The sequence below is a fragment of the Nocardia sp. NPDC057455 genome (assembly GCF_042802775.1).
Taxonomy (GTDB): domain Bacteria; phylum Actinomycetota; class Actinomycetes; order Mycobacteriales; family Mycobacteriaceae; genus Nocardia.
In genome coordinates, this window is the sequence record NZ_JBHVDM010000094.1 from 1 (window position 1) to 26,307 (window position 26,307).

25 protein-coding genes are annotated in these 26,307 nt (G+C 67.3%); 17 read left to right on the forward strand and 8 right to left on the reverse strand.

Annotated features, from left to right (window positions below; translation table 11 throughout):
• Positions 1–166 precede the first annotated feature (166 nt).
• Positions 167–574, reverse strand: coding sequence for a nuclear transport factor 2 family protein (locus ACFU5M_RS28160; RefSeq protein WP_379053939.1), 408 nt, complete (start codon positions 572–574; stop codon positions 167–169).
• Between the two features lie 77 nt (positions 575–651).
• On the reverse strand, positions 652–1,620 hold the full coding sequence (locus ACFU5M_RS28165) for a helix-turn-helix transcriptional regulator (protein ID WP_379053916.1): 969 nt from the start codon (positions 1,618–1,620) through the stop codon (positions 652–654).
• A 54-nt stretch (positions 1,621–1,674) separates the two neighbouring features.
• Here ACFU5M_RS28165 and ACFU5M_RS28170 point away from each other — a divergent pair, with 54 nt between their 5' ends.
• The 6 genes from ACFU5M_RS28170 to ACFU5M_RS28195 all read left to right on the forward strand — a co-directional run bounded on the left by ACFU5M_RS28170 (position 1,675) and on the right by ACFU5M_RS28195 (position 9,499).
• On the forward strand, positions 1,675–3,975 hold the full coding sequence (locus tag ACFU5M_RS28170) for an ATP-binding cassette domain-containing protein (RefSeq protein WP_379053917.1): 2,301 nt from the start codon (positions 1,675–1,677) through the stop codon (positions 3,973–3,975).
• 114 nt (positions 3,976–4,089) lie between these two features.
• The gene (locus ACFU5M_RS28175; protein WP_379053918.1) at positions 4,090–4,968 is read left to right on the forward strand and encodes a glycosyl hydrolase family 32; all 879 of its coding nucleotides are present in this window, start codon (positions 4,090–4,092) and stop codon (positions 4,966–4,968) included.
• A 118-nt stretch (positions 4,969–5,086) separates the two neighbouring features.
• On the forward strand, positions 5,087–6,499 hold the full coding sequence (locus tag ACFU5M_RS28180) for an L-fucose/L-arabinose isomerase family protein (protein WP_379053919.1): 1,413 nt from the start codon (positions 5,087–5,089) through the stop codon (positions 6,497–6,499).
• 2 nt (positions 6,500–6,501) lie between these two features.
• Positions 6,502–7,983 carry an FGGY-family carbohydrate kinase gene (locus tag ACFU5M_RS28185; protein WP_379053940.1) on the forward strand — a complete coding sequence of 494 codons (1,482 nt, stop codon included), beginning with the start codon at positions 6,502–6,504 and terminating at the stop codon, positions 7,981–7,983.
• A 56-nt stretch (positions 7,984–8,039) separates the two neighbouring features.
• Positions 8,040–8,492 carry a thioredoxin family protein gene (locus ACFU5M_RS28190; RefSeq protein WP_379053920.1) on the forward strand — a complete coding sequence of 151 codons (453 nt, stop codon included), beginning with the start codon at positions 8,040–8,042 and terminating at the stop codon, positions 8,490–8,492.
• On the forward strand, positions 8,477–9,499 hold the full coding sequence (locus ACFU5M_RS28195; protein WP_379053921.1) for a glycoside hydrolase family 172 protein: 1,023 nt from the start codon (positions 8,477–8,479) through the stop codon (positions 9,497–9,499). Before ACFU5M_RS28190 ends, ACFU5M_RS28195 begins: the two co-directional genes overlap by 16 nt.
• Here the strand turns inward: ACFU5M_RS28195 and ACFU5M_RS28200 are convergent.
• A complete protein-coding gene (locus ACFU5M_RS28200) occupies positions 9,490–9,981 on the reverse strand; it encodes a hypothetical protein (protein WP_379053922.1) in 492 nt (163 codons plus the stop codon). The genes ACFU5M_RS28195 and ACFU5M_RS28200 overlap by 10 nt on opposite strands.
• Before the next feature lie 106 nt (positions 9,982–10,087).
• Here ACFU5M_RS28200 and xylB point away from each other — a divergent pair, with 106 nt between their 5' ends.
• Positions 10,088–11,497 (forward strand): xylulokinase, encoded by a 1,410-nt coding sequence (gene xylB, locus ACFU5M_RS28205; RefSeq protein WP_379053923.1) that lies wholly within the window; start codon positions 10,088–10,090, stop codon positions 11,495–11,497.
• Positions 11,498–11,650: 153 nt separating this feature from the next.
• Positions 11,651–12,280 carry a maleylpyruvate isomerase family mycothiol-dependent enzyme gene (locus tag ACFU5M_RS28210; RefSeq protein WP_379053924.1) on the forward strand — a complete coding sequence of 210 codons (630 nt, stop codon included), beginning with the start codon at positions 11,651–11,653 and terminating at the stop codon, positions 12,278–12,280.
• 14 nt (positions 12,281–12,294) lie between these two features.
• Here the strand turns inward: ACFU5M_RS28210 and ACFU5M_RS28215 are convergent, their stop codons facing one another.
• Positions 12,295–13,080, reverse strand: coding sequence for a helix-turn-helix domain-containing protein (locus tag ACFU5M_RS28215; protein WP_379053925.1), 786 nt, complete (start codon positions 13,078–13,080; stop codon positions 12,295–12,297).
• Positions 13,081–13,168: 88 nt separating this feature from the next.
• On the opposite strand from ACFU5M_RS28215, the gene ACFU5M_RS28220 reads away from it, so the two are divergent.
• Positions 13,169–13,552, forward strand: coding sequence for a nuclear transport factor 2 family protein (locus ACFU5M_RS28220; protein ID WP_379053926.1), 384 nt, complete (start codon positions 13,169–13,171; stop codon positions 13,550–13,552).
• A 156-nt stretch (positions 13,553–13,708) separates the two neighbouring features.
• Here ACFU5M_RS28220 and ACFU5M_RS28225 read toward each other — a convergent pair whose 3' ends face one another.
• Positions 13,709–15,472, reverse strand: a complete 1,764-nt coding sequence (locus ACFU5M_RS28225) for a 2-isopropylmalate synthase (protein ID WP_379053927.1) — start codon at positions 15,470–15,472, stop codon at positions 13,709–13,711.
• 169 nt (positions 15,473–15,641) lie between these two features.
• Here ACFU5M_RS28225 and ACFU5M_RS28230 point away from each other — a divergent pair, with 169 nt between their 5' ends.
• The 6 genes from ACFU5M_RS28230 (at position 15,642) to ACFU5M_RS28255 (ending at position 22,900) form a co-directional block, all read left to right on the forward strand.
• Complete coding sequence (locus ACFU5M_RS28230) at positions 15,642–16,313, forward strand: FadR/GntR family transcriptional regulator (RefSeq protein WP_379053928.1); 672 nt, start codon at positions 15,642–15,644, stop codon at positions 16,311–16,313.
• Positions 16,310–17,119 carry an ABC transporter ATP-binding protein gene (locus ACFU5M_RS28235; RefSeq protein WP_379053929.1) on the forward strand — a complete coding sequence of 270 codons (810 nt, stop codon included), beginning with the start codon at positions 16,310–16,312 and terminating at the stop codon, positions 17,117–17,119. Before ACFU5M_RS28230 ends, ACFU5M_RS28235 begins: the two co-directional genes overlap by 4 nt.
• Positions 17,120–17,332: 213 nt before the next feature.
• On the forward strand, positions 17,333–17,566 hold the full coding sequence (locus ACFU5M_RS28240) for a hypothetical protein (RefSeq protein WP_379053930.1): 234 nt from the start codon (positions 17,333–17,335) through the stop codon (positions 17,564–17,566).
• 94 nt (positions 17,567–17,660) lie between these two features.
• On the forward strand, positions 17,661–18,158 hold the full coding sequence (locus tag ACFU5M_RS28245) for a hypothetical protein (RefSeq protein ID WP_379053931.1): 498 nt from the start codon (positions 17,661–17,663) through the stop codon (positions 18,156–18,158).
• A gap of 223 nt (positions 18,159–18,381) precedes the next feature.
• On the forward strand, positions 18,382–21,999 hold the full coding sequence (locus ACFU5M_RS28250; RefSeq protein WP_379053932.1) for an NACHT domain-containing protein: 3,618 nt from the start codon (positions 18,382–18,384) through the stop codon (positions 21,997–21,999).
• A 22-nt stretch (positions 22,000–22,021) separates the two neighbouring features.
• Entirely contained in the window at positions 22,022–22,900 is an 879-nt protein-coding gene (locus ACFU5M_RS28255) for a hypothetical protein (protein WP_379053933.1), read from the forward strand.
• Here ACFU5M_RS28255 and ACFU5M_RS28260 read toward each other — a convergent pair.
• Both ACFU5M_RS28260 and ACFU5M_RS28265 read right to left on the reverse strand, forming a co-directional pair.
• The gene (locus tag ACFU5M_RS28260) at positions 22,889–23,401 is read right to left on the reverse strand and encodes a hypothetical protein (protein WP_379053934.1); all 513 of its coding nucleotides are present in this window, start codon (positions 23,399–23,401) and stop codon (positions 22,889–22,891) included. The two genes, ACFU5M_RS28255 and ACFU5M_RS28260, sit on opposite strands and share 12 nt — an antisense overlap.
• On the reverse strand, positions 23,398–23,691 hold the full coding sequence (locus ACFU5M_RS28265; protein WP_379053935.1) for a hypothetical protein: 294 nt from the start codon (positions 23,689–23,691) through the stop codon (positions 23,398–23,400). Before ACFU5M_RS28265 ends, ACFU5M_RS28260 begins: the two co-directional genes overlap by 4 nt.
• Positions 23,692–23,784: 93 nt before the next feature.
• Between ACFU5M_RS28265 and ACFU5M_RS28270 the strand changes: the two genes are divergently transcribed.
• Positions 23,785–24,378 (forward strand): TetR/AcrR family transcriptional regulator, encoded by a 594-nt coding sequence (locus ACFU5M_RS28270; protein ID WP_379053936.1) that lies wholly within the window; start codon positions 23,785–23,787, stop codon positions 24,376–24,378.
• Between the two features lie 17 nt (positions 24,379–24,395).
• Here the strand turns inward: ACFU5M_RS28270 and ACFU5M_RS28275 are convergent, their stop codons facing one another.
• Positions 24,396–25,046, reverse strand: a complete 651-nt coding sequence (locus tag ACFU5M_RS28275; protein ID WP_379053937.1) for an HAD family hydrolase — start codon at positions 25,044–25,046, stop codon at positions 24,396–24,398.
• A gap of 199 nt (positions 25,047–25,245) precedes the next feature.
• On the opposite strand from ACFU5M_RS28275, the gene ACFU5M_RS28280 reads away from it, so the two are divergent.
• Positions 25,246–25,923, forward strand: a complete 678-nt coding sequence (locus ACFU5M_RS28280; RefSeq protein WP_379053938.1) for a PaaI family thioesterase — start codon at positions 25,246–25,248, stop codon at positions 25,921–25,923.
• Positions 25,924–26,307 lie beyond the last annotated feature (384 nt).

Consider the following 26,307-nt stretch of genomic DNA (forward strand, 5'->3'; position numbering starts at 1 on the left):
GCGTCTCCGCCTTGCTTCTCGGCTCCGGGTCGGTGTCCGTGTCGCTCTGACTTGGATAAAGTTACGCGGCGGAAAACGCTTCGTCAAATCGCCTGCCCAGCGCACCTTTTCGCAGGTCAGGGGTGCGTCGATGGGCGAGTGCCGGACGGAATGACACAAATGTGATTCAGGCCACGACAAGATCGTTTCGATTGCTGGTCGGCAATCCCCCGATCAGCCGCCCAATGGAACTCGGCGCAGCACGACCTTGCGGTAGGAGATCCGCCATCCAGCGGATTCCCGGCACCACGACGTCTTCGTATGTCACGCTTCCGCAACCGCCGTCGGCGTCGATACCGATTCCCTTGGACCGCACTACGACCGTGCCCGCGTCGTTCTCGGTGATGAGGACATTGGTGACGTGGTGCCCGACCGGATTCGCGTCGCCGAGTGCGAGCGCCGCCTCGCGGAGAGCGGGGACGCCGCGCAGTTCACCGAATCCCAGATCGGTGAGGTCGTAGATGACGTCCGCAGTGAACAACTCGTCCATCCGATCGAGTTCTCCCGCGTCCACGAGGTGGCCGTGGCCGGCGATGAGGCGTCATGCGCAGCACCGTAATGCCGCTCTCGTCCCAGGTCAGGTGAATATTCGTCCGGCGGGCCTGCTGCGCCTCATTCCGGGAGGGCAGCCGCGCGAAGCAATTTCGTGCCGAGGCCGGCGAGGAGATCTCGCATCTCGGCGGGTTCGACGACCTCGAAGGCGAGGTCCAGGTGCGCGATACGCAGGGCGGTCCACTCCAGGGAATCCGCCGAGGTGCGCAGGAGGCAGGTGTGCGCATCCAGCGGTTCGATTTCCTCCGCGCGCACGCGGAACGCGTCGGCGAGGGTCTCGGCGCCCGCGTGCACGCGCAGTACCACTCGGCGGACCGGCCTGGTGCGGGCCAATTGGCTGGTCACGAAGGTCGCCGCGTCCTCGGCGGGCAGCGCTCGGGCCGCGCACCGTATTCCGGTGGCCTGCGGCGAAGTCACCCGATCGACCCGGAAGGTCCGCCAATCCACGCGATCTACGTCCCATGCCACCAGGTACCAACGGCGACCGGCGGAGACCAGACTGTGCGGTTCGGTGAGGCGGCCGGACTCCGTGTCGGCCTTGTCCCGATAGCGGAAGCGGAGCCGTTCGCCATCGCGCGCGGCGGCGGCCAAGGCGACGAGCACCTCCGGATCGACCATCGGCCCGGCCGGGGGCCCGCCGAGCGAGACGGTGGCGGCGTCTATCGCGTCGACCCGGCGGCGCAACCGCGACGGCAGCACCTGCTGCAGTTTCACCAGGGCGCGGGCAGCCGATTCCTCGATACCCACGATCGCGCCCTGCGCCGCGCCGCGCAGCCCGAGGGTGATCGCGACCGCCTCCTCGTCGTCGAGCAACAGTGGCGGCAGCGCGGCGCCCGCTTCCAAGCGGTATCCGCCGATCGCGCCGAGACTCGCGACCACGGGATACTCCAGCTCGCGTAGGCGCTCCACATCCCGGCGCACCGTCCGTACCGTCACCCCGAGCCGCGTGGCCAGTTCCGGGCCGCTCCATTCGCGGCGGGTCTGCAGCAGCGAGAGCAGTTGAAGCAGTCGCGCGGCGGTCTGGGTCACGCGTTCCAGTATGGCCAGGAAAGAGGACGGAAACCGACCTCATCGGCTCCTAGCGTGAGGTTCGTGCATGCTTATCCAGACACCATCAGGATCGTCAGGGCCCGCGAGAACAACCTTCGCGACGTGTCGCTGACCATCCCCAAGGGCAAGATCGTGGTCTTCACCGGCGTCTCCGGTTCGGGTAAGTCGTCGATCGTCTTCGGTACCGTCGCGGTGGAATCGCAGCGGCAGCTCAACGAGACCTTCACCTGGTTCATTCGCAACCGGCTGCCCAAGTACGAGCGGCCGGAGGCGGACGCGATCGACAATCTGGCGCCCGCCGTCGTCGTCGATCAGAAGCCGATCGGCGGCAACTCCCGTTCCACGGTGGGGACCATGACCGACATCCAGTCGGTCATCCGCGTGCTGTTCTCCCGGCACAGCGTGCCGAGCGCGGGCGAGGCCACGCGTTATTCGTTCAACGACCCGCTCGGCATGTGCCCTGCGTGCGGCGGCCTGGGCCATGTGGTGCGCCCGGATCTGGGCAAGCTCATCGATCCCGGCAAGTCGCTCAACGAGGGCGCCATCACCTTCGGTCCGTTCGCGGTCGGAACCTTCCAATGGCAGCTCTACGCCGAGTCGGGACTCTTCGACCCGGACAAGCCATTGCGGGACTTCACTGCGGAGGAACGGCGATTGTTCCTGCACGGCAAAGGTTTTCGGGTGCCGCGCAAGAACCGGGACGGATCAGCGGGGAACAACGCCTACGAGGGTCTGCTGGAGCGGTTCGACCGCCTCTATATCAAGCGCGATCTCACCGCGCTGTCGGACAAGAATCGCGCGGCCGCCCGCGCGGTGGTCACCGAGGAGGTCTGCCCGGACTGCGGGGGCGCCCGGCTCAACGCCGCCGCATCGGCGAGCCGGATCGATGGGCTCGGCATCGCCGACTACGGCAGGCTCGAAATCACCGATCTGATCGAGGTGCTGGCGGGGCTGGACGATCCGGTGGCCCGACCGATCGCGCAGGCGGCCATCGGGCGCTTGCGCCGGATCGAAGAGGTCGGGCTCGGCTACCTGTCGCTCGATCGGGAAACCGCGACCCTGTCCGGCGGCGAGGCGCAGCGCCTGAAGGTGGTCCGGCATCTCGGCTCGAGCCTCACCGGCATGACCTACATCTTCGACGAGCCGAGCGTCGGCATGCATCCACGCGACGTGGGGCGGCTCAACACTCTGCTGAGCCGGCTGCGAGACAAGGGGAACACCGTCCTGGTGGTGGAGCACTCCCCCGACGTCATCGCCGTCGCCGACCATGTGATCGACATGGGACCGGGCGCCGGTTCCCGCGGCGGGCAGGTGGTGTTCCAGGGCACCGTCGATCGGCTGCGGACCGCGCGGACGGCGACCGGGGCGGGATTGCGCAGGGCACGGCGGGTGAAGGACGACGTCCGCGAGCCGACGGGATGGCTGACCGTCACCGATGCCGACGCCCACAACTTGAAGCGTCTCACCGCCCGGTTTCCGACGGGTGTGCTCACGGCGGTGACCGGAGTGGCGGGCTCCGGGAAGAGCACGCTGGTATCGCGCGCGTTCGTCGCGGCGCATCCCCAGGTCATCGCGGTGGATCAGGCCGCGATCGCCGCCTCTCGGCGCTCCAGCCCGGCCACCTATCTCGGCATCATGGACCCGCTGCGTCAGCTTTTCGCCAAGCGGCACGGGGTGCGGCCTGGCTTGTTCAGTTTCAACTCCGACGGCGCCTGCGCCGAATGCGATGGCGCGGGAGTGATCTTCACCGACCTGGCGTACATGGATCCGGTCACCACGGTCTGCCGGATCTGCCACGGACGCAGGTATCGCCCGGAAGCTCTGGCCTACGAGATTCGCGGGGCGTCGATCGCCGACGTCCTGGAGATGTCTGCCGAAGAGGCGCTGAATTTCTGGGCCGAGGACGGGGACCGGCGCATTCGGACACCGCTGCGGGCGCTGCTCGACGTCGGTCTCGGCTACCTCACCCTCGGCCGCGCGCTCACGTCGCTGTCCGGCGGCGAGCGCCAGCGGATCAAGCTGGCCGATCATCTCCAGCGGCGCGCCGGAGCCGGTGTCTACGTTCTGGACGAGCCGACCACCGGATTGCACATGGCCGACGTCGACACACTGGTCGGACTGCTGGAGCGGCTGGTCGACGCGGGCAATACGGTGATCGTCATCGAGCACGACCTCGACGTGGTAGCCCGGGCCGACTGGGTGATCGACCTCGGACCCGACGGCGGAAAGCACGGAGGTGAAATAGTTTTCGCCGGGACCCCGGCGGCCCTGCTGGCGGACGACCGGTCGCTGACGGCGGAGTACCTGCGGCGCAGCGCCGGTGCCCGAGCCTGACCGCCCCGCAGGAAAGTCGTAGCGCACGGCTCTCGGCCGCCGAAGCACCGAGCAGCCGTGAGCCATCGGACCGATACCGCACGGGGACGTCTGCCGCGGCGGCATCATGAGACTATGGCGACACGGGAGGTGGTTCGGGCGGGGGCTTTCGCGCGGATCTACAACCCGAGCGTCGGTGAAGCGGAAGCCTGGTACATCAACGACCACACGATTGTCCGCGACGATGCGGGGCGGTGGCACCTTTTCGGCATCACCCACCCGGAGCCCGCCGACCCTTTCGACGAGACCGAGTTCGCCCACGCCAGCGCAGACCGGCTGCACGGGCCGTGGGCCGAGCACGACCGCGCGTTGCTGGTGGATCCGAACTACGGCGAAACGCATCTGTGGGCGCCTTATGTGGTCGGTGCCCACGAGCGGTACTACATGTTCTACGCGGCGGGCGGAGCCGACCGCACCGCCGCGGCGATGAACATGGCGACCTCGCCCGATCTGTTTCGATGGACGAGATCGCCCGCGGGTCCGCTGTTCCGCGACGGATACGACGCGCGCGACCCGATGGTGGTGCGCGTGGGCGACCAATGGGTGATGTACTACTGCGCGACCAGCGCCCAGTCGGGCGGTCACCACGTCGTCGCCTACCGCACCAGCACCGACCTCGTGCACTGGGGTGAGCGGCATATCGCGTACACGGACCCGACCACGGGCACCGAAGCGGGCAACACCGAATCCCCTTATGTCCTGCGGCATGACGGTTGGTGGTACCTGTTCATCGGCCCGCGCCCGCATTACGTCGGCACCGACGTCTTCCGCAGTGACAGTCCTTTCCGTTTCCGCATCGGAGACAAGGTCGGCCACATCGCGGCGCACGCCGCCGAAGTGGTCGGCGCGGACGGCCGCTGGTGGATCACCAGTGCGGGCTGGGGTCAGGGCGGCGTCCATCTGGCGCCGCTCGGCTTCCCGCAGTCGCGCGTGGTGACGACGGTTCCGCGGTGAGCGCAGAAGCACCGGGCCGAGCGCGAATTCGGCGAAAGGCGTCTCCGGCCTCGGTCGCGGCTGGTATCTGTTGATCGAGTCGAACTCTCCGATCACCTCACCTACGGGAGGGACCGGCATGGCCCGTATCGGCGTTATCAGCATTTCCGATGGCCGCGACTATGTGCATGCGGGCATCGCCGATTTCATCGCCTCCACCGAGGACCGGCTGGTGGCCGCGCTGGCGGCGGCCGGACACGATGTGGTCCGTGGCGCGGCGCCGATCAGCGACAACGCGCTGGCGAGTTCGGTGGCGCGCACGGTCACGGCGGCGGGCGTCGATCTGACCGTCCTGCACTATGCCGTATGGGCGTTCCCGCATTTCACCATGCTCGCGGCCGGTGCCATGCCGGGGCCGCTGCTGTTGCTGTCGAATATCGACCCGGTGCAGCCCGGGATGGTGGGCATGCTCGCCGCGGGCGGCGCACTGGATCAGATCGGACGCAGGCACAGCAGGCTGTGGGGTGATCCGTCAGATCCAGGGCTGATCGAAGCCATCGGCGTGCGCGCGCGGGCGGCGGCCGCCGTATCGGGCTTGCGCGGTTCGACATTCGGGCGCTTCGGCGGACGGCCGATGGGCATGAACACCGCGGTCGCCAACACCGATCAGTGGCAGCGGCAATTCGGCATCGATGTCGAGGAGATCGATCAGTGGGAGATCGTGCGGCGCGCCGAACTGGCCGATACCGGTGAGGCGCGGGCCGCACGCGAGTGGCTGGAGCGGCACACCGCGGGCGTGCACTACGACGGCGCGAAACTCACCCCGCAGCTGCTGGAACGCCAGATCCGGTCCTATCTGGCGGTACGCGAACTGATCGCCGAATGGCGGCTGGATTTCTCGGGCATCAAGGGGCAGCCCGAACTCACCCAGTATTTCGCCACCATGGACATCACCGAGGCGTTCCTCAACGATCCCTACGACTGGAACGGCCCGAAGGAACCGCACGTCTGCGCCACCGAGGCGGACATGGACGGTGCGCTGACCATGCAACTGCTCAAGCGGATCGCGGGAACCCCGGTGCTGTTCGCCGACGTCCGGCATTATCACGCCGATCGCGACATCTGGGATCTCTGTAATTCCGGCCAGCACGCCACCTGGTTCGCCGCGCGCAGCGCCGATCCCGCCGAGAACCTGGCGAAGGTGCACCTGTATCCGGAGGTGTTCTTCTTTCCCGCGGGTGGCGCCTCGGTACACCATCTGGCCGCGCCGGGCCGGATGACCCTCGCGCGGCTCACCCGTCTCGACGGCGACTATCGCATGCAGTTGATGCTCGGCGAGTTCGAGCACTACGACCAGCAGACCAACGAAGCGCTGATGAAGCAGTCGACCTGGGAGTGGCCGCACGCGTTCGCCCGGCTGGACGCGCGCGCCGACGACTTCCTGAACCGCTTCGGCGCCAACCACATCCACGCGGTGCCCGGCGACCACCGGGCGGCCGTGCGCGCGACGTGCGAGTTGCTCGACGTCACGGTGGACGAGTTCACCCGGTGACGATGTTCCTCGGCATCGACATCGGGACCGCGAGTTCCAAAGGCGTGCTCACCGATGCTCGCGGCACGATAATCGCGAGGTCCGAGCGGGCGCACGAGGTTTCCATGCCGCAGCCCGGCTGGGTCGAGCACGACGCGGAGGCGGTCTGGTGGGCCGATTTCGTCGCACTCGCCCGCGACTTGGTGGCGGCGGCCGACGGCGCCGCGCTCGCCGGTCTCGCGGTATCCGGCATCGGCCCGTGCCTGCTGCCCGCCGACGCCGAGGGCAGGCCGCTGCGCCCCGCCATCCTCTACGGCGTCGACACCAGGGCCGGGGCCGAGATCACCGAGTTGAACGAGGAATTCGGCGCGCGCGCCGTGCTCGACCGCGCCGGATCGCCACTGACCAGCCAGGCCGTCGGCCCGAAGGCACGGTGGCTGGCCCGGCACGAGCCGGACGTCGCCGCACGCACCGAGATGCTGCTGATGGCGAGTTCTTTCCTGGTGTACCGGCTCACCGGACGCTACGTTCTGGACCATCAATCGGCCAGTCAGTGCGTACCGCTGTACGACCTGCGCGCACGTGTGTGGGCGACGGATTGGGCCGAGCGGATCGTGCCGGGCTGGGCGCTGCCGGAACTGGCGTGGCCTACCGAGATCGTGGGACGGGTGAGCGCGCACGCGGCGGCCGCCACGGGACTTCCGGCCGGGCTGCCGGTCACCACCGGGACCATCGACGCCTGGGCCGAGGCGGCCAGCGTCGGCGTCCGCGCTCCGGGCGACGCGATGATCATGTACGGCACCACGATGTTCCTGGTGCAGGTGCTCACCGACCCGCGCCCGCATCCCGGCCTCTGGGGCACCTGCGGCAGCTGGCCGGGCACGTACACGCTCGCCGCGGGCATGGCGACCTCCGGCGCTGTCACCGATTGGCTGCGCAAACTCGTGGGCGGCGAGTTCGCCGACCTGATCGCCGCCGCCGCGGACGTGCCCGCGGGTAGCAGAGGCCTGCTGGCGCTGCCCTATTTCGCCGGGGAGCGCACACCCCTGTTCGACCCGGACGCGCGTGGCATCGTCGCGGGACTCACCCTCGGGCACGGACGAGCCGAGCTCTACCGCGCGGTATTGGAGGGCATCGCGTACGGCGTGCGGCACAACCTCGAGGCCATGACCGAAGCCGGCGGTCGGGCGGCGCGTCTGGTCGCGGTGGGCGGTGGCACCAAAGGCGGGCTGTGGACCCGCATCGTCTCCGATGTGACCGGGCTGCCGCAGCAGTTGCCCGCCGAGACCGTCGGCGCGAGCCTCGGTGACGCTCTGCTCGCCGCCGAAGCCGCCGGAGTCGACACCTCGACGTGGAATCCGGTCGTCGATACCGTGCGGCCGGATCCCGAACGCGTCGCGATATACGAGCAGTACTACCGGCACTACCGGGATCTGTACGATCGCACGACGAATATCGCGCATTTCCTCGCGGCCGAACAGCGCCGTGCGGGTGCGCCTTCCTGAACGCGGATGCCCATGCGACGATGCAGAGTTGGTTCGCGGAACGATACGAGGACTTCATGCCCACGATCACTCTGACCCAGGACGATTTCGACTTCGTCGTCGCGTCTCATCCCATCGTGCTCGTGGACTGGTGGGCCGGTTGGTGCGGGCCGTGTCAGCGTTTCGCTCCGGTGTACGAGTCGTCCGCGCAGCGGCATCCGCAGATCGTGCACGGCAAGGTGGACATCGAAGCGGAGGTCGCATTGACCGCCACCGCACGGGTGACCCGGTATCCGACGCTGATGGCGTTCCGGGACGGCGTGCTGGTCTACTCGGCGGCGGGTGCCCTGGAACCGGACGCGCTGGAAGATCTGGTGCAGCAGATTCTCTGGCTCGATATGGATCAGGTTCGCCGGGAACTGGCTCAGCGAGCCGACGCGGAGCAACTGGCGACGACCGGCGGGCCCGGCGCCGCGCCCAGGGCCGGGCTCGCGCCGACCGCACCCCGATATGGGTGGCCGGGATTGTGACCGCGCCGGGCGGTGAACTGTGGCGGCTGGACGGCACGCGAACGCGCTCGGTCAGCGCCGAGAATCCGACGGGAGCGCCCGGCGCGGGCGCACGGGCGACCGACGGCACCGGAGCACACGCGGCGCGGCTGCTCGGGCCGGGGTGGAAGGTTTCTCCTTCGATCGCGCTCGCCGACGGTGAAACCGCCACGTTGGCCGATGTCTCCGGCCCTGGCGTGTTCCGGCATTTCTGGTTGACCACCGACCGTTCTGTCCTGCGCGGGCTGACGCTGCGGATGACCTGGGACGACGCGCCGCGGCCCGCGGTCGAGACGCCTCTCGGTGACTTCTTCTGCAACGGTTGGGGCGAGACGGCCCTGGTGAGTTCGGAGATGGTGGTCGTCGCGCCCGCGGGCGGCTTGAACGGCTACTGGCCCATGCCGTTCCGGCACCGAGCCCGCATCACGCTGGAGAATCGTTGCGGCCGTGCGGTTCCGGTGTACTACCAGGCGACCTACACCGAAGAGGACGTGCCGGACGACGCGGGGTATCTGCACACGCGATGGATGCACACGACCGGCTTGGGCAGTCCGGCCGTACACACGATTCTCGACACGGTCCCCGGACCGGGCCGCTACGTCGGCACCTATCTCGCCATCCGCCCCGGCGCGCCGGGATGGTGGGGCGAGGGCGAGGTCAAGTTCTTCCTCGACGGGGACGCCGAGCATCCCACGATTTGCGGAACGGGCACCGAGGACTATTTCGGCGGCGCCTGGAACTTCGACCTCGACGGGATGTACCGGACGTACTCCACGCCTTACCTCGGCCTGCACCAAGTGCTGCCGCCGGAGCAGATCTATCGACCCGAGCAGCGGTTCGGCATGTACCGCTGGCACGTGCGCGATCCGATCTGTTTCGAGCGTGAACTGCGGGTCACCGTGCAAGCCCTCGGATGGCAGGACGCGCAGACCTATCTCCCGCTGGAGGACGCAGACGTGGCGACCACGGCCTGGTGGTATCAGGCCTGATCGAGGTCGTCCGGATCCGGCGGGAAGTCCAGCGCCAGGAGTTCGTCGGCCCGCGCCAGCGCCGCGTCCATGCCCGCGGTGAGATCGTCCATCACGGTCAGGCCGTCGAGCAGTCCGGCGAGTTCTCGCTGCACGGCACGCAGTTCCGCGATCGCCGGATCGATCGGGAACCACGCGACCGAATCGTGCCACCACGGGTCGTCGGACAGCCAAGACCAGAGCACATCGCGCACCAACACCGGGTCGTCGGTATACATCTGGAAGCACTCCGTCGCCGAACCGGCCCGGTGCTCCAGCTCGTAGACGCCGTCGGGCAGCAGCTTGGCGCGGATCTCGTGCCGGCCGGCGCGGCTGAGCTCGAGGATGGCGTGTTCCGGCCCGGCCGGTTCGTCGAGCAGGTCGCCGAGCGCGTCCTCGGTCAATTCCGGCAAGTGCGTCCCGTCTCCCGTGCGGATGCGCACGTCGGTGGGGTCGATGCTCACCGCGACAGTCTGCCCGATGCGGCGGCCGAATACCTGAAATGCTCCGGTGCGGGGTGGCAGCGGGCAAGGTGGTCGGTATGAGCGAGCTTCGATCGAGGCAGGCCCGATGACCACGGTGGCGGGAGTCGACAGCTCTACCCAGTCGTGCAAAGTCGTCGTCTGCGACGCCGACAGCGGTGAGATCCTCGCTCAGGGGCGGGCCCCACACCCGGCGGGGACCGAGGTCGCACCGGCCGCGTGGTGGGACGCGCTACGGACAGCGGGCGCGGGACTATTCGGCGACGTCGACGCGATCGCCGTCGCGGGGCAGCAGCAGGGCTTGGTCCCTCTGGATGCGGCGGGCGTCCCGGTGCGGGACGCGCTGCTGTGGAACGACGTCCGCTCCGCCGATGCGGCGAAGGATTTGATCGCCGACCTCGGCGGCCCGCGTGCGTGGGCCGATGCGGTCGGCAGCGTGCCGGTGGCCGGCTCGACCGTCGCCAAACTGCGCTGGCTGGCCGACCACGAGCCCGAACTCGCCGACCGCACCGCGCACGTCGTGCTGCCGCACGACTATCTGACCTGGCGGCTGCGGGGCGGCGAACCGGGACACATGCTCGAGCCGACCACCGACCGGGGCGATGCCTCCGGCACCGGCTATTGGTCGCCCGCCGACGGCGGCTATCGCGAAGATCTGCTCGCCATCGCCTTTCGTGGACGTCGCCCGGCCCTGCCCCAAGTCCTCGGCCCGGACCAGCCCGCAGGTCACACACCGTCGGGCACACTGGTCGCCGCCGGAACCGGGGACAACGCCGGGGCCGCGCTGGGCTTGGGCATCACGGATGGCGACGTGGTGGTCTCCCTCGGCACCAGCGGAACGGCCTACGCACGCACCGACCGTCCCGCCGCCGACGCGACCGGCGCGGTCGCCGGGTTCGCGGACGCCACCGGCGCGTTCCTGCCGCTGGTCTGCACGCTCAACGCCGCCCGCATCCTGACCGGGACCGCCGAGCTGCTCGGCGTGGATCTGCCCGCGCTGGAATCGCTGGCCGCGCAGGAGCCGTCGGGCGCGGACGGCGTGGTCCTGCTGCCCTATCTCGCCGGTGAACGCACGCCCAACCTGCCGCACGCCACGGGCAGCCTGCACGGGTTGCGGCCGGAGGCGATGCGTCCCGGCACGGTGGCCCGCGCCGCCTTCGAGGGCCTGCTGTGCCATCTCGCCGACGCGCTCGACCATCTCACCGAGATCGGCGGGATGACGCCGCGGCGCGTACTGCTCATCGGCGGCGCGGCGCGTTCGCGGCTGGTGGCCGCGATCGCCGCGCAGGTCTTCGGCGTCACGGTGACGGTGCCGGAACCAGCCGAGTACGTCGCGCTCGGCGCTGCCCGGCAAGCGGCGTGGGCGCTCAGCGGCGCGTCCCGGCCGCCGTCCTGGCCGGCATGCCCGGTGGCGGAGATTCCGCCACCGGAGGACACCGCGACCGGACGAGAGATCCGGTCGCAGTATCGAAGGGCCCGCCAGGCGCTCTACGGCTGACCACGTCTCCGGCGATCCGTGGCCCGACCCGCCCGCGCGCGTCGGGATTCGGGAACACCTCACTTCCTCTTCTCCGGCCGTCGATTTTCGCCGCCGGGTGGCGCCTCGACCGCGTGCGGGGTTTGATCACCCTCGTCGAAGAGAGGTGGACGAATGATCGAGACCCAGGTGCGAAGGGCGGTGACGGCGGAACGGACGGAACTCGCCGAACTCTTGGCCGGGCTGGATGCCGAGGGCTGGGACGCGCCGACCCTGTGCGAGGGCTGGCGGGTACGCGAAGTGGTCGCGCACATCACCATGCCGTATCGCCTGTCGAGTGCGCGTTTCACGCTGGGAATGCTCGCGGCGTTCGGCAACTTCAACCGCATGGCCGACCGCACCGCCCGGGTGGACGCCGCCACGCTCAGCACAGCGGACCTGCTGAAATCGCTGTGGGACAACGTCGATCACCCCTGGCGGCCGCCGGGGGGCGGGCTCTCCAACGCGTTGAGCCACGATGTGATCCACGGTCTGGACATCACCGTGGCGCTGGGGCTGGACCGCCGGGTACCCGAAGCCCGGATGCGCATGGTGCTGGAGACGATCGAACCCAGGACCGCCAAGCTGTTCGGCGCCAAACTCGGCGGTATCGAACTGCGCGCCGACGACCTGGAGTTCAGCTACGGCTCCGGTACGGTGCTGTCGGGCCGCGCCCAGGATTTATTGCTCGTCCTCTGCGGGCGTAAACTGCCCGCCGGACACCTGAGTGGCGAAACCGCCGAGCGGTTCACCGTGCCCGGATGAGCCGAGCGTGCCGCTCACCGAACGGATGTAACCAATTCGCGCAGGTAGGTAGCCGTTTCGTCGTCGGCAGGAAAGTACGCCTCGACGGCGACCTCGTCGAGCGTGATGTCGAATGCCGCGCCGAACGTCGTGATCGTGCTGAAGAACGACAGTTCCGCGTCGCGATGGCGCAGCCGGATCGGCAACGTGATTTCGGCCGGGTCACTGTCCGCGCCGCCCGGGGTGCCGTAGGACCGCAACTCCTCGTGCAGCGCGGCGAGTTCGGGATCCCCGGTCGCCGTGACCTGGCGGGCCAGTCTGGGCAGGAGGAAGTTTCGGACCTGGTCGAGGTTGCGAAGCCGGGACGCGAACCCGCCGGGGTGCAGTCCGAGCCGCATCATGTTGATCGGCGGTTCGAGCAACTCCGGATCCACGCCGTCGAAGAACACGCCCACGCAGTCGTTGGCCTGCACCAGATTCCAGCGCTGGTCCACCGCCAGCGCCGGATACGGTTCGTGCAGATGCAGCACGCGCTGCACGGCGTCGCGGGCGCGCCGCAGCGCGGGGTCGGTCCAGTCGCGGCGCCGGAACTCGGGAGCGTGTCCCGCGGCGATCAGCACCCGATTGCGCTCCCGCAGCGGGATGTCCAGCTGTTCGGCCAGGTGCAGCACCATGGATCGGCTCGGTATCGTGCGGCCGGTTTCGACGAAGCTGACGTGCCGGGCGGACACGTCCGCCCGGATGGCCAGATCGAGCTGGCTCAGCTTCCGCCGGTGCCGCCACTCCCGCAGCAGTTCGCCGACCGGTCGATCACCGTTCATCGGCTCAGTATCACCACGGCCGGGGCCTGCCGGCCATTACATGCCATGTAATCGACACCGCGGTTCACCCGCTGTCAGTCTCGGCGGCATGACGAACGACGACACGGCATCACGCAACAAGGAACTGGCCCTGCGGGGCTTCACGGAATTCGCGGCGGGCAACACCGACGTGCTGCACACGCTGCTGCACGACGACTTCCTCGAGCACAGCCCCGGAAACCCCTCGGGAAAGGACGCTTTCATCGAGTTCCTCGCACAGGCACCCGTAGCCGGATCGAAACTGGAACTCGCGCGGGTGATCGCCGACGACGAGTACGTGGTCATGCACTACCGCATGGTGCTCCCGGACGAAACGGAACCCGACCAGGCGGTTGTCGACATCTGGCGCATGGTCGACGGGAAGATCGTGGAGCATTGGGACGTCGTACAACCGGTGCCCGAGCAAGACCAGCTCCCGCACGGCATGTTCTGACGGCGGTTCCGGGTGCTCGGCCGACGGGCCGTCGAGCCATCGGCTATGTCGCTGCTCGCCCTCGTCCGGCACATGACCGGGGTCGAGCGCGGGCATTGCGTCATCGGCCGAGCACCCCGATCGGATCACCGGCGCTGATCCGATCACGTCGGACGATCAGCCTCGCGCCGAGATTCCGGCGGCGCGCACGAGCGCCGCCAGTGCTGCCGCCATGGCGGATCCGGCTCGGCCGCAGGACCAACCGATGTGTTCGCCGCTGCGGTACTCCAGGTAGGCGATCGCGGACCTGTCGTTGTCGCCCTCGATCGACTGCTGGGTCAGACCCAGCACCTCGATCGGATATCCGGCCTCGGCCAGCACCGTGGTCAGCACCGCGAGCGGTTCGCCCTGGCGCCGTATGCGGTGGGTGACGCCGTCGACGGTCAGCGTGATCGCGGTGCTCGCCTCTGCGCCGTCGCCGCTGGTGCGCCAGTCCTTCAATCCCAGCCACGACGGGTCGTCGAGATAGCTCGCCTCGAACAGATCCCGCAGTTCGGCGGCGGTGATCTCGGCACCGGTGTCGTCGGCGAGCGCCTGGACGTGCCCGGCGAAATGGATCTGCAAGCGCCGCGGCAGGTCCATGCCGTACTCGGTGTGCAGCAGGTAGGCGATTCCGCCCTTGCCGGACTGTGAATTGACCCGGATCACCGCGTCGTAGCTGCGGCCGAGGTCGGCGGGATCGATGGGCAGATACGGCACGTGCCAGTCGAGAGCGCGCTCCGCGATGCCCGTCGCGGCGGCCCGGGCGCGGTGCTCGGCCATTCCCTTCTTGATCGCGTCTTGATGGGTGCCCGAGAACGCGGTGTGCACCAGGTCGCCGACGTACGGGTGGCGTTCGTGAATCGGCAGGCGCGTGCAGTATTCGACGGTGCGCCGGATCTCGTCGATGTCGGAGAAGTCGATCATCGGATCGACACCTTGCGCGTGCAGGTTCAGCGCCAGCGTGGCGATGTCGACGTTGCCGGTGCGCTCGCCGTTGCCGAAGACGCAGCCCTCGACGCGCTGCGCCCCGGCGAGCACCGCCAGCTCTGCGCACGCTACGCCGGTACCGCGATCGTTGTGCGGGTGCACCGACAGGATGACGCTGTCGCGACGGGCCAGATTGCGGTGCATGTACTCGATCTGGTCGGCGTAGACGTTCGGCGTGGCGACCTCGACGGTGGCGGGCAGGTTCAGGATCACCGGCCGTCGCACCGTGGCGTCCCACAAGGTCGTCATCCGGTCGCAGATGTCGAGCACGTAATCGGGCTCGGTCAGGTTGAACACTTCGGGCGAGAACTCGAACCGGACGTTCGGCAGGTCCCCCGCGCAATCCAGCACGGCGCGGCCGCCGTCGAGGATCAGCTCGCGCAGCGCGGCACGGTCCTCGCCGAGCACGACATCACGCCAAGCGGGCGCCGTGGCGGTGTACATGTGGATCACGACGTCGTTGGCGATGCCACGGATCGAAGCGATGGTGCGCTCGATGAGATCGCGCCGGGCGGGGGTGAAGACGACGATGGTCACGTCCTCGGGCGCGAGATCGTCCTCGGCGATGAGCCGGACGAAGTCGAAGTCGGTCTGCGACGCCGACGGGTAGCCGACTTCGATCTCCTTGTAGCCCATGGCGATCAGGAGCTCGAGGAAGCGCCGCTTGCGCGCCGGGTCCATCGGCTCGGCGAGTGCCTGGTTGCCGTCGCGCAGGTCGACCGGCACCCACAACGGCGCTCGGGTGATCCTGGCGTCGGGCCACTGCCGCCGGGTCAGCGGGACTTCCACGCGCTGGTAGATGTCGCGGTAGCGCTGCGAGGGCATTCGGGAGTGCCGCTGACGATTCCACGCCGGGGCCCGATCCGGTATGTCGCCCGCGGGGGTGTCGATGGTGGGGAAAGCGCTGGTCATGATTCTGCTTCCTGGCCGTTGCGGCCGTCACGACGAAAGGTGACCGGCCACGACGCAGCCCCACGGCGGGGGGCCGGTCGTTCAGGCCCCGCCGTGGCGGCTAAGCAGAAGCATGGTGCGCATGATGGCTAGACTGTACACGACTCCTCAGACAAGTAGAGAGGTACCGATGATCTCGCAGGTACGGCGCCATCCGCTGGCCGCGCAAACGGCCGAACTGCTGCTCGCCCGTATCCAGGCGGGAGAATGGCCGCTCGGCCACCGCCTGCCCGGCGAGACCACACTGGCCGCACAACTCGGCGTCGGCCGCTCGACACTGCGGGAGGCCATTCGCGAGCTGGCCGGAAAAGGCGTGCTGGACAGTCGCCAAGGCGCGGGTGTCTTCGTGACCGCCCTGGATGTGACCGAGGAGTGGGACGCGGTGTTGCGCCGCGCCACCATCGCCTCGGTGATCGAGGCGCGCATCGCCATCGAGGCCGAGGCCGCCGCCCTCGCCGCCCAGCGGCGGACCCCCGCCGACCTGCGCGTCATCCGCCGAGCGCTGGCCGCGCGCGAGGCGCACGGCGAGCCGGTGGCCGAGCACGTCGACGCCGATATGGCGTTCCACCGAGCGGTGGTCGTGGCCGCCCACAACGACGTGCTGACCCAGTTGTTCGACAGCTTCCTGCCCCGGCTGCGCCTGGCGATGATCGACATGCTGAAAATCCGCCCGGTGCCGTCGGAGCCGGCCGATCACGCCGCGCACGAACGGCTCGCCGACGCGATCGCCGCCCGCGATGCCGCCGCCGCGGCGGAGTACAGCCGCGCCCACCTGACCACCCTGAAAGAGGCTTTCACGTGACCGAACCGGTGCTCGAACTGACCGACGTGACCTTCCGCCGCGACGGCAAGAAGATCATCAACGGGATCTCGCTGACCGTGCGCGCGGGCGAACGCTGGGCGCTGCTGGGTCCCAACGGCGCGGGCAAGAGCACGCTGCTCGGCTTCTGCGGCGCGGTCACCTTCCCCACTTCGGGATCGGTCCGAGTGCTCGGCGCGGAACTCGGCCGTGTCGAATTGCAGCGACTGCGCCACGGCATCGGCCAGGTGAACCCACGCCACCCGCTGCGCTCCGCGCTGAGCATCCGCGAGGTCGTGCTGACCGGCCTGACCGCGACCATCGACACCCCGATGCGCTGGACCCCGACGCCCGCCCAGCTCGACCTGGCCGACACGATGATCGACACCGTCGGCCTGACCGGCAAGACGAACGAGCTCTGGCCCACGCTGAGTCAGGGCGAACGCGGCCGCACGCTCATCGCCCGCGCACTGATCGCGCAGCCGCGGCTGCTGCTGTTCGACGAACCGTCCACCGGCTTGGACGTCGCCGCGCGCGAACAACTCCTGGACACCCTCGACACCCTGGACCGGACCCACCCCGACGTCGCCTCCATCCTGGTCACCCACCACCTGGAGGAACTCCCCAGCACGACGACCCACGCACTGCTCATCGCCGACGGTCACGCCGTCGCGTCGGGCCCGGCCCTGCGCACGATCACCACCGAGAACGTCACCGCCGCGTTCGCGCACCCGGTCGAAGTCCGCCACGACGACGGCCGCTGGAGCGCACGCGCCGCACGCAAACCCACCGCGTGGCCGTCGCCCTAGCGCCTCGAAACAAGAACTTCGGAAATCTCTCGGTTCGGCATGTCGATTCGGGCGGTGGTCGTTCGATGCAGTGATGTGAGGATCGACCGATCCTGACGACGACACTTCGATCGAGGATGGCACAGATGCGATCGGTGCCGCATCGCCGGGCTGTACGCCGTTCTGGCGCAACGATTTCCCTCGCCGATAGTCGAACTCGATCGCGCAGTTGCGGTGAGCAAGGCGCACGGCCCCGCGGCCGCGCTGAAGTTGGTCGACGCGCTCGTCGCCGCAAGCACCCTCGACAACTACCACCTCCGCTATGCCGTGCGCGGTGACCTGCTCGCCCGGCTGGGCCGGCACCGGCAGGCGCGTGCCGAATTCCTGCGTGCCGTCGAACTCGCGGGCGACACGTCCGAGCAAGCCCTCTTGCGCTGCCGCGCGGCCGCCTGCGCCGAAGCCGAGTAGCCGCACCACGGTGGTAACGCCGCTGTAATCGCCACACCGCATTCGCGTGTGAGCATGCAACGAAATTGACTACCACCGAAGGGAATACGGCTACGTGTGGCAGCTGTATCGAGCGGTACTCCGCACCGAAGACCACCGGGTGCTCGGCTACGTGGATCTGGGCGCGAGACTCATGGAACACGCCAGAATCGGCCACCACCTCGTCCAAGGAATCGAGCGGCTGCTCGCCGAGCCCGCCCGGGTCACCTGGGCGGGACGCGGCGCACCACGGTCGCCGAACGGCGAGAATCGGTATCGCATCGTCGAATCCGTCGCCGCGTTGATACCCCCGGAACACGGCGCGGTCGGCCGGTACTTGCTCAATCACGACCTGCGGATCTTCGTGGACAAAGCGACCGTGCTGGAGAACGAGGTCCGTCATCGCATCCACCCCCTGCCCCTGCTCACCGCCGAACCAGCACCGGACCCCGGTCGCACGGCGGGCGACCGAACCCTCCTCGGCTCTTGGGCACACGCGCTGATCTCGGTGCGCGACTCCGTGCCGAAGGGATTCGAACAACGAAAGTTCGACCTGGTGGAACGGCAGCCCTGAGCAACACCCCACCGTAAGTCTTCCGCGCCCGAAAAGCACCGGTCGGTCATCGAAGCCCGGCACGCGGGCGGGAAAATGAATGACCACGGAACCGCGCCGATCCATTGCGACCATTCGGTTTGATTCATGGCCGCACATTCACTGTTGCTCCACGATTACCGCGGATTCCACAACGGCCTTGGTAGGCTGGTAGCCCACTGCCGCGGCGATCTGGGGACTCGTGATGAATGCGCACCGAAAGCTCGCCGCCGCGACCCTCCGCCTCGGGATCGTATCGGTGCACATCTCCCTGGCGCAGACATTGGACGAGGACTCGCGCACGTGGGCCGAAACCCTTGTTTCGGACACCCGAGACGCATTCATCGTAGACGAACTACAGCGGCACTTCGAAAGTGCGGTCGGCCGACTCGCGAAAGCGTTGGAATCCATGCATTCCACCTGGCCCGACGAAATCGACGCCGATACATACAATTACGTCCTGGACAAACTGACCGCGTTGATAACCCAGCAGACCGGGCAGATCGATGCGCATCGCGATCTGTCGAACGCTACGGTAAGCGATATCATAAGGCTGCTCGAACCGCGCCTCACCGTACAACGGAGTGATGCGGCGGACAACGATGTGCGGCACCTTGTCAGCCATGCCGTCCTGACCCTGTGCAGCCAGGTTCTCCTCGCCTGGATAACCGCGATACCGAGTCTTTCGACCGATGTGGCCTGGATGAGCATGGCCGGTACACCACGATTGATAGACAGCACCATCGACGCGCTGAAGAATGTCCGGCTGCCCGGACTGCTGGCGGCTGGAACGGCGCGAATTGTCGCCATGCAACGTCAGGACATATCATTTTCTCTGCGTTATATGAAGCTGTTCGGATTGCCGGTTGACGTCCGGTACCGGACCGTACCGATATCCGTTTCCCACCTCGCAGCCAGAGTATCCGAAGGCGACCGCCCCGTCGGTGAATCGGCGTCCCTCGAGAACATCCTGATGTCGCCGCGCCTGCACGGACTCGGACCCAGCCGTCAGGCAGTGCACTCCGCGAATCCTCCCGCAAAAACCGGCCTCCGGTTGATGATCACCGGTAAAGCAGGGTATGGCAAGACTACCGCTGTCCAGTGGCTGGCATACCGAGCCGCACGGGGGAGGCTGAGCATCTTCGACGAGGGGCGGAGGAAGGTCCTTCCTCTGTTCGTGCAACTGAGGGACATCGCGACCACGAAATACGCCCCGGACGACACCGCACTTCTCTACGGAAAGCAGCTTCGCCACGAGGCACAATCGGATTGGCTGGACAGATGCAAAGGAGAGGTGACACCGCTGATTCTTCTCGACGGTTGGGATGAGATGTCCGAAGCCGGATCGGCGGGTGCTTCGGCATGGATCGAGAATCTATCGGCGCGCTATCCGGAAGCACATATCTTGATCACGTCCAGGCCGGATGGAATGCCGGGCGGTGACTTGGTCCACCGACTGAACTTTCGCCAGGTCAAGATATTGCCGCTCAACCCGCCGGACGCGCTGGCTCTCATTCAGCGCTGGTTCAAAGGGCTCGCCGAGCTGTTGAACGACAGCGACGACATCAGATTGGTCGACCTGGACCGGGCGGAGCGAGATCTACTGAACGATCTCCGCTCACCTGCCATGCAGGACATGGTCGACACCCCACTCATCGCCTCTATGTTGTGCTGCCTGTATACCAGCAGCGCAGGCAGGTCCCCGGCGCATAAGGGCTGGTTGTACACCCATGTCGTGAACGCACTGCTGGATCGGCGCGAACGGGAGCGCGGTATGAGCTCCTCCGATTGGGCGGCCAAGGAGTTGGGAGCCAAAGTCCGACTGGTCGGAGCCATCGCGCAGCGCATGACCGAGAGCCGCCAACACAGCATTCCGATAAAACAGGCCGTAGGCGAGAGTGAAGATCACTGTGTGGACAAAATCCTGGCCAAGGCTCTGCCTTTGGTGGGCGAGAGCAGCGAAGATTCACAGCGCTGGCGAAATGCCATCCTTTCGCGCAGTATCGTGTTGCACAAAGTCGCGCGGAACGAAGCCGAATTCGTGCATCGGAGCATCCAAGATTACCTGACCGCGAAAGCAGCACAATTGGACGGCGATGTCGACGGGATACTTCGGCTGGCGGAGTCGGGACAGTGGTCGCTTCTCCCCTTCGCCTGTTATGAAGCCGGTCTGCCCGCCGCGAACACGATAATCTCGTGGTTGCTCGATAAATTGGATGGATCGACGACGCACCTTGCCGAGCGGAACCTCCGCCTTCTGGTCGTCGAGTGCGTCGGATCGGCGTCATCCGGACTCTCGGAGGCGGTGCGCATACGAGCGGATGCGGCCGTCGCGCCCTTGTTCCCGCCCCGAGACATCAGCGAGGTCAAGATGATGGCCGCGCTCGGGAATCACGCGATTCCCTACCTCAGATCCGAACGCAACGCCGGTGCCGAATCCCGGAAACTCGCCATCCAGACCTTATGCCGCATCGGATCGGACCTCGCCATCGATGAACTGGCTCGATATGCGCAAGCCGGCCGCGATACCGACTTGGGCGAACTCGCCAAGGGCGTGGATTGGTTCACCCCGCGCCGATACATCGAGTGCGTGCTGTCGCAGCTGGAAAAAGGCTTCTCGGTTGTCGCGACCGGAGACGAGTACCTGGATTCGCTGGACCGGGCGCCGAAGTTGAGCGAATTGGTCTTGTATGGATTTCCGATATCGCACCATACCAGAGCGACGGTGCGCAGTTTGAAGGCGCTTCGGCAGCTACGGATCAAAGACTGTCCTGCCGTGGGCCCGCTCGACTGGACTTATTCACTGAAAAGTTTGAAATCGATCTCCGTCTCCGGATCGAAGTATGAGGACACGCATGGAAAGGAAGGGAACCCGCTGACATTCTTCCAGCAGAGTCGCATAGCCCTGGGTCCAGCTACTCTCTGGGCCATCCACTTGGATGGAATCAGTCTCGACGGCCTGGACTGGGATGCCCTGCTGGGCGACAAATCCGATCTCAGAGTTCTCTGTCTGTCCAATTCCACGGGTGACATGACAACGGTGCCCGCCAGTGCCACGTCGAGCCTGGATCGCTTGAAAACCGTTTCCATGCCTGTCGGTGTCCGCTTCGAATCGCTCGCGTTCCTGTCGCGAAGTGCGGAGCTGTCACGGCTCGAGCTCGGGTACGAACTTCGAGCGTCCGATGTTCGCCAGCTCGCCCGATGCAGGTCATTGAAGCATCTGGATGTCCGCTTCTCGAAGAGCTTCTCTTCCACCGGCGCCGAGGCAGGTTCCGTGACGGGCACAGAAGAAATGCAGGAAGCGCTGGCCGGTTTGCTGCCCGCCTTGTCCACCGTGCGAAAACTCACCTTGCACAACGCGCCCGAGACACTTATGGCTTCGATCTGGAATCTTCCGTGTATCGAATCGATACATCTGGTGAACGGTAATCTATCGCTGACCGGGGTGGCCGAATTCAGCGCGAGCCTCAGGAGTTTGTCTTTCACCGCTTGCACCCTGAACGGCAGCCCTAAATATCAGGAGATCCCCAATCTCGAACGGCTGACCTGGCATTCCGGTGTCCTGACCGGACTAGACTGCCTTCCGAGAAGTTCGGCGCTCGCATCCCTCGTTGTCGAGAACCCGGACCCGGACTCGTTGTCCTCGCTCGGCGGTCTCGAGTGGTTACCCGACGAATGTTATGTCCATCTCATAGGAACGCCCGAAAGGCTCGATCCCGCCCCGTTGATTTCTTTGGAGCAGCGGTGTTACATACGATACGAACCGGCGGGCGGCAGCGAATGGGATTCCGTCGGCCAGTACATCGACTTCGCCGTTTCCTGACCAGGATGCGGCACTGCTACGAGTGGAACCGTCTCCGATGACGATAGATGGTTTGATCATTCCGTTGCTGATCGCCTCACCCGGCGATGTCGCCGTGGAGCGGGATGTCGTAGAACGCGTAGTTCACGAATGGAATGCCACCTACGCGATCGAGCTCGGTGCGATACTGCTCCCGCTCCGGTGGGAGATGAACGCGGTATCGGATCTTCATCTGGATCCCCAGGAGGCCATAAATGACCAGCTGGTCAGATTCGCGGATATTGTGATCGTGCTGTTCAGCGCACGTTTGGGAACACGGACCCCTCGGGCCGCCTCCGGAACGGTCGAAGAGCTGGATCAAGCGCTGCGAAACGGCGTGCGAGTGCACGGATTCTTCAATGCCGGACCGCTGCCCCCGGACGCGGAATTGGATCTCGATCAACTGGCTTCGCTACGGAGATTCAAGGCCGAGTGGAAGCTGCGCGGCCTGTGGTTCGAGTATTCGAGTCTCGAAGGATTGGCGACCGACGTCCTGCGAGCAATCTCTCGCGACGTTGCCCTGTTGACGAAGACCCGGCCTATCCGATCCGGCATGAGCAGTTCCGCGAAGTTCGCTGTCGAATACCATCTTGTTGCGAGCGGCACACCGGACGCGGCCGACTCCTTCGCACATGTGAAGGTCTGCAATATCAGTGACCGAATGGCGGAGTCCGTCGGCTTCGAGATCCTGGCCGACGACAACAGGATGCCGCCCATCTCGGGCCTGCACCCGCGCGATGCGAATCTCGCCCCCGGACAGACGATGAGGATTCCACTTTATCCTTCTTTCGGGATGTCGAACGTGCTCAGGATCCTTCTGCGATGGCAAGAGGGGACGCGCGACTTCGAGATATCGATTCCGCTGACGAAATCAGTCGACTGAGCCTCCGGGCGAGTCGGCGCGGTGTTCGGCCTCGGCGAGTTCCTTCAGCGTCAGCAATTGCTTGCGCATCATCAGCAGGTCGCCGACGGCCAGCGCCACTGCGACGAGCTTCGGTGCGCCGCAACGTATCCGGACCAGGAGCCGGGTTCCCGTCCCTTCTGGCCGCACCGCGTAGGTGACGCACACCTTGCCCGCGACCAGCGTGATGTGCCTGCCCAGGACGAAGGAGACGAGTTCGAACTGGGACATGAACCGTTGTCCCACGGCCAGTTCGGTGAGCGCCGGGTCGCGCAGACGCGGGCTGCGTTTGCCGAAATTGTCCAGTAGGTCGTAGCTGTAGGGAGCGATCCGCAACTGACACAGCCAGGCGTAGACGAGAGCGGGCGGCGCGTCGATGCTGATCGCCCGATCGGCTTGGAGACCGCCGGGTTGCCGGTCGTCGCACGGTAGGGGCGCCTCGCGCTCGGCCTCGGTGGCGCCCCAGACCGTTCCCGGGATCATGCCGCCGCCGCGATCCGGCGCAGCATCCGGCGCACCACCACCCGGTGACCCCCGGTCCCCACGACCAGCGCGCGATAGATCCGGCCGTGGAGACCGGGGAAGTCGCCATAACTGCGGGCGCGGACACGGGTCCGACTCGGCCCCTCCTCGTCCAATTCGAAGATCAGCGCGTACTTCGAGAACCAGTGCTGTCCGCGCAGCGCCAAGCGGTGCGGTCGCGCCACGGAATCGAAATCGAACCCGGTGGGCGCGGTCGGCTCGTGCGGGTCATGACAGACGACTGTCAGCACCGCTTTCCAAGCCCGTTCGCGATTCGCCTCGACCGATCTGGCATGCTCATCAATATAGGATAAACGCTCCATATAGAAGGAACGTACTAGTACATGGCACCGCCCCGCAAGCACGACACCGACGTGATCCTCGACGCAGCCCGCACCCTGGTGCTCGCCGAGGGACCTCGCGCGGCCAGCGTTTCGGCCATCGCCGAGGCCAGCGGAGCCCCGGTCGGCACTTTGTATCACCGCTTCGGCAACCGCAACGGTGTGCTCACCGCCGCGTGGCTGCGGGCGCTGCGCCGCTTCCAGGACGGCACCCTCATCGCCGCCGACCAGCCGGACCCGGTGGAAGCGGGTGTCGAGATGGCGCGAGCCGCCCTGCGGTTCGGGCACGAATTACCCGAGGATGCCAAGCTCCTGCTCGAGCTGCGTCCCAGCGACCTCCTCGACGGCGGGCCGGACGCCGAGTTCCGCGCCACCCTGGCCACCATGAACGCGCCGTTGATCGAGCACCTGCGGCGCATCGCGGACGGCTTGTTCGGCCGGGACGGCGAACGCGAGATCGACGCGGTCTCGCGCGCGGTCGTGGATCTTCCCTACGCGGCGCTGCGCCGCCACGCGCACGCTCCGGCCCTACCCGCCTGGCTGGAGGAGGACCTGACCGCCGCCGCCCGGACCCTGCTGACTTCCTACCGCCCCTGACTCGGTCTCCGGCGGCCTCAGCCGGCGATCAGCGCCGGAGTGAGTTCGTCGAGGCCGGAGAGCACCTTGGCGGCCAGGGCCAGCGCATCGGAGGCAGGCGGGTATTCCGGGCGCGGCGCCGCGATCACCCGCATCCCCGCCGCGTGGGCCGAGCGCAGGCCGTTGCTCGAATCCTCCACGGCCACGCAGTCGGCCGGCCGCTGACGCAAGAACGTCGCGACCGTCACGTACACGTCCGGCGCGGGTTTGCCGCGGTCGACCTCCTCGGTGGAGAAGGTGACGGAGAAGTACTCGATCAGGCCCGTCCGGCCGAGCACCGTGTCGATGAGCGCGCGGGGCGAGGAGCTGGCCAGGCCCAGCGGCCAGTGCTCGCTGATCCGCTGCACGGCCTCTACCGCACCCGGCAGCAGTGGCACACCCTCGTCGTAGCGCTCGGCCATCCGCGCGATCACGTCCCGCGCGACGGTCTCCGGCGACTCGCCCACACCCAGTTCGCCGCTCAGGTAGGCCGACCATTCACCGGTGCTCATCCCCATCAGCCGCTGCTGGGTGTCGGGCAGCCACCGTCCGCCCTTCTCGGCGACGTAGCCGCGCCGCACCAGCTCCCAGACCGGCTCGGAGTCGATCAGTACGCCGTCCATGTCGAACACGACCGCGGTGATACCCATGCGCACAGTGCCTTTCGCCAGCCGAAGCGGTCAGAGGTCGAGCGCGGCCGGATCGCGTATCCGGCCGCCGAAACCGTGCCGGTATCACCGGGAAGGAGGCGATATCCGGTCGCGCACCAGCCTAGGCGGTGACGGCCCGCGGCGGCGGACACCGCACCCGCCCGGCGAGCATTCCCCGGGCAACCGATAACTTGTTCTCATGAACGAACCGCAGGCCGGCGACTCGCTGCCGAGCAAGGAGCACCACGAGGGCGGGTTCCGGCCGATGACCGAGCTGATCGCCGCCCACGAGGCCGCCAAGGACGACATTTCCCGCGGGGGCCCGAACTACGGGCAGTTCATCGAGCAGGTACGCGGCCTGATGGACCGCGTCCGGCTGGCCTCGCCCTCCGACGAGCTGGCGGTGGAGGCGATCGGCATCCTCAAGGAGCTGAACGACAAGCTCGACGCCGCCGCGGTGGACGAGTGGTCGACGCCCAACTGGACCCGTTTCGACCTGCCGGCCCGCGGCAACATCACCCTGCCGCCGTTCTTCATCGATCACGTCCACCCGCAGCAGGGCGTCGACGCGCGCCTGACCTTCCGCACCTTCCACCTCGGCGGCAACAGCGCCGCCCACGGCGGCCAGATAGCCATCGCCTTCGACGACCTGCTCGGCATGGCGGCGGCGGTGCACTCCGGCTCGGTGACCAGAACTGCGTCGCTCACCGTCGACTACCGCTCCATCACGCCGCTCGACACCGAACTGAAGGTGCGCGCGTGGGCCGAACGGCAGGAGGGCCGCAAGGTCTACGTGCGGGCCACCCTGCACGACGGCGACCGGCTGTGCGCGGAAGCGAACGGGCTGTTCATCGTGCTCAAGCCCGGACAGCCCTGACGCACGGTCCGCACCGGCGCGACGGGCGTCCTTCGGTCGGACGGGTCCTCGGACTCGCTCGCGGCGGGTGAGCCTCCCCGCAACCACCGCGGATGGCGCATTGTGCACGACTGCACGAAATGCTTTGCCCGATGCGTAATTTCACCTCCACCGAAAAGGTGCAGGTAGTCGAGATCCCACGGCTACCCGAGCACCCCGCGCGTGCACTCGATGCAGACCCGCGCGAAATGCCTTCGCGGCCGGGATGTTCCGGCGCCCGCCGGTCGCACTTGCCACCGGCGAGCGCCGCCTGATCACCGCCCCGGGAAATGCGCTTCCCGGTACGCGCCGAACCGGGCGTCCACCTGCTCGGCGGTCAAGCCGAAATCATCGAGGGTGTAGCGG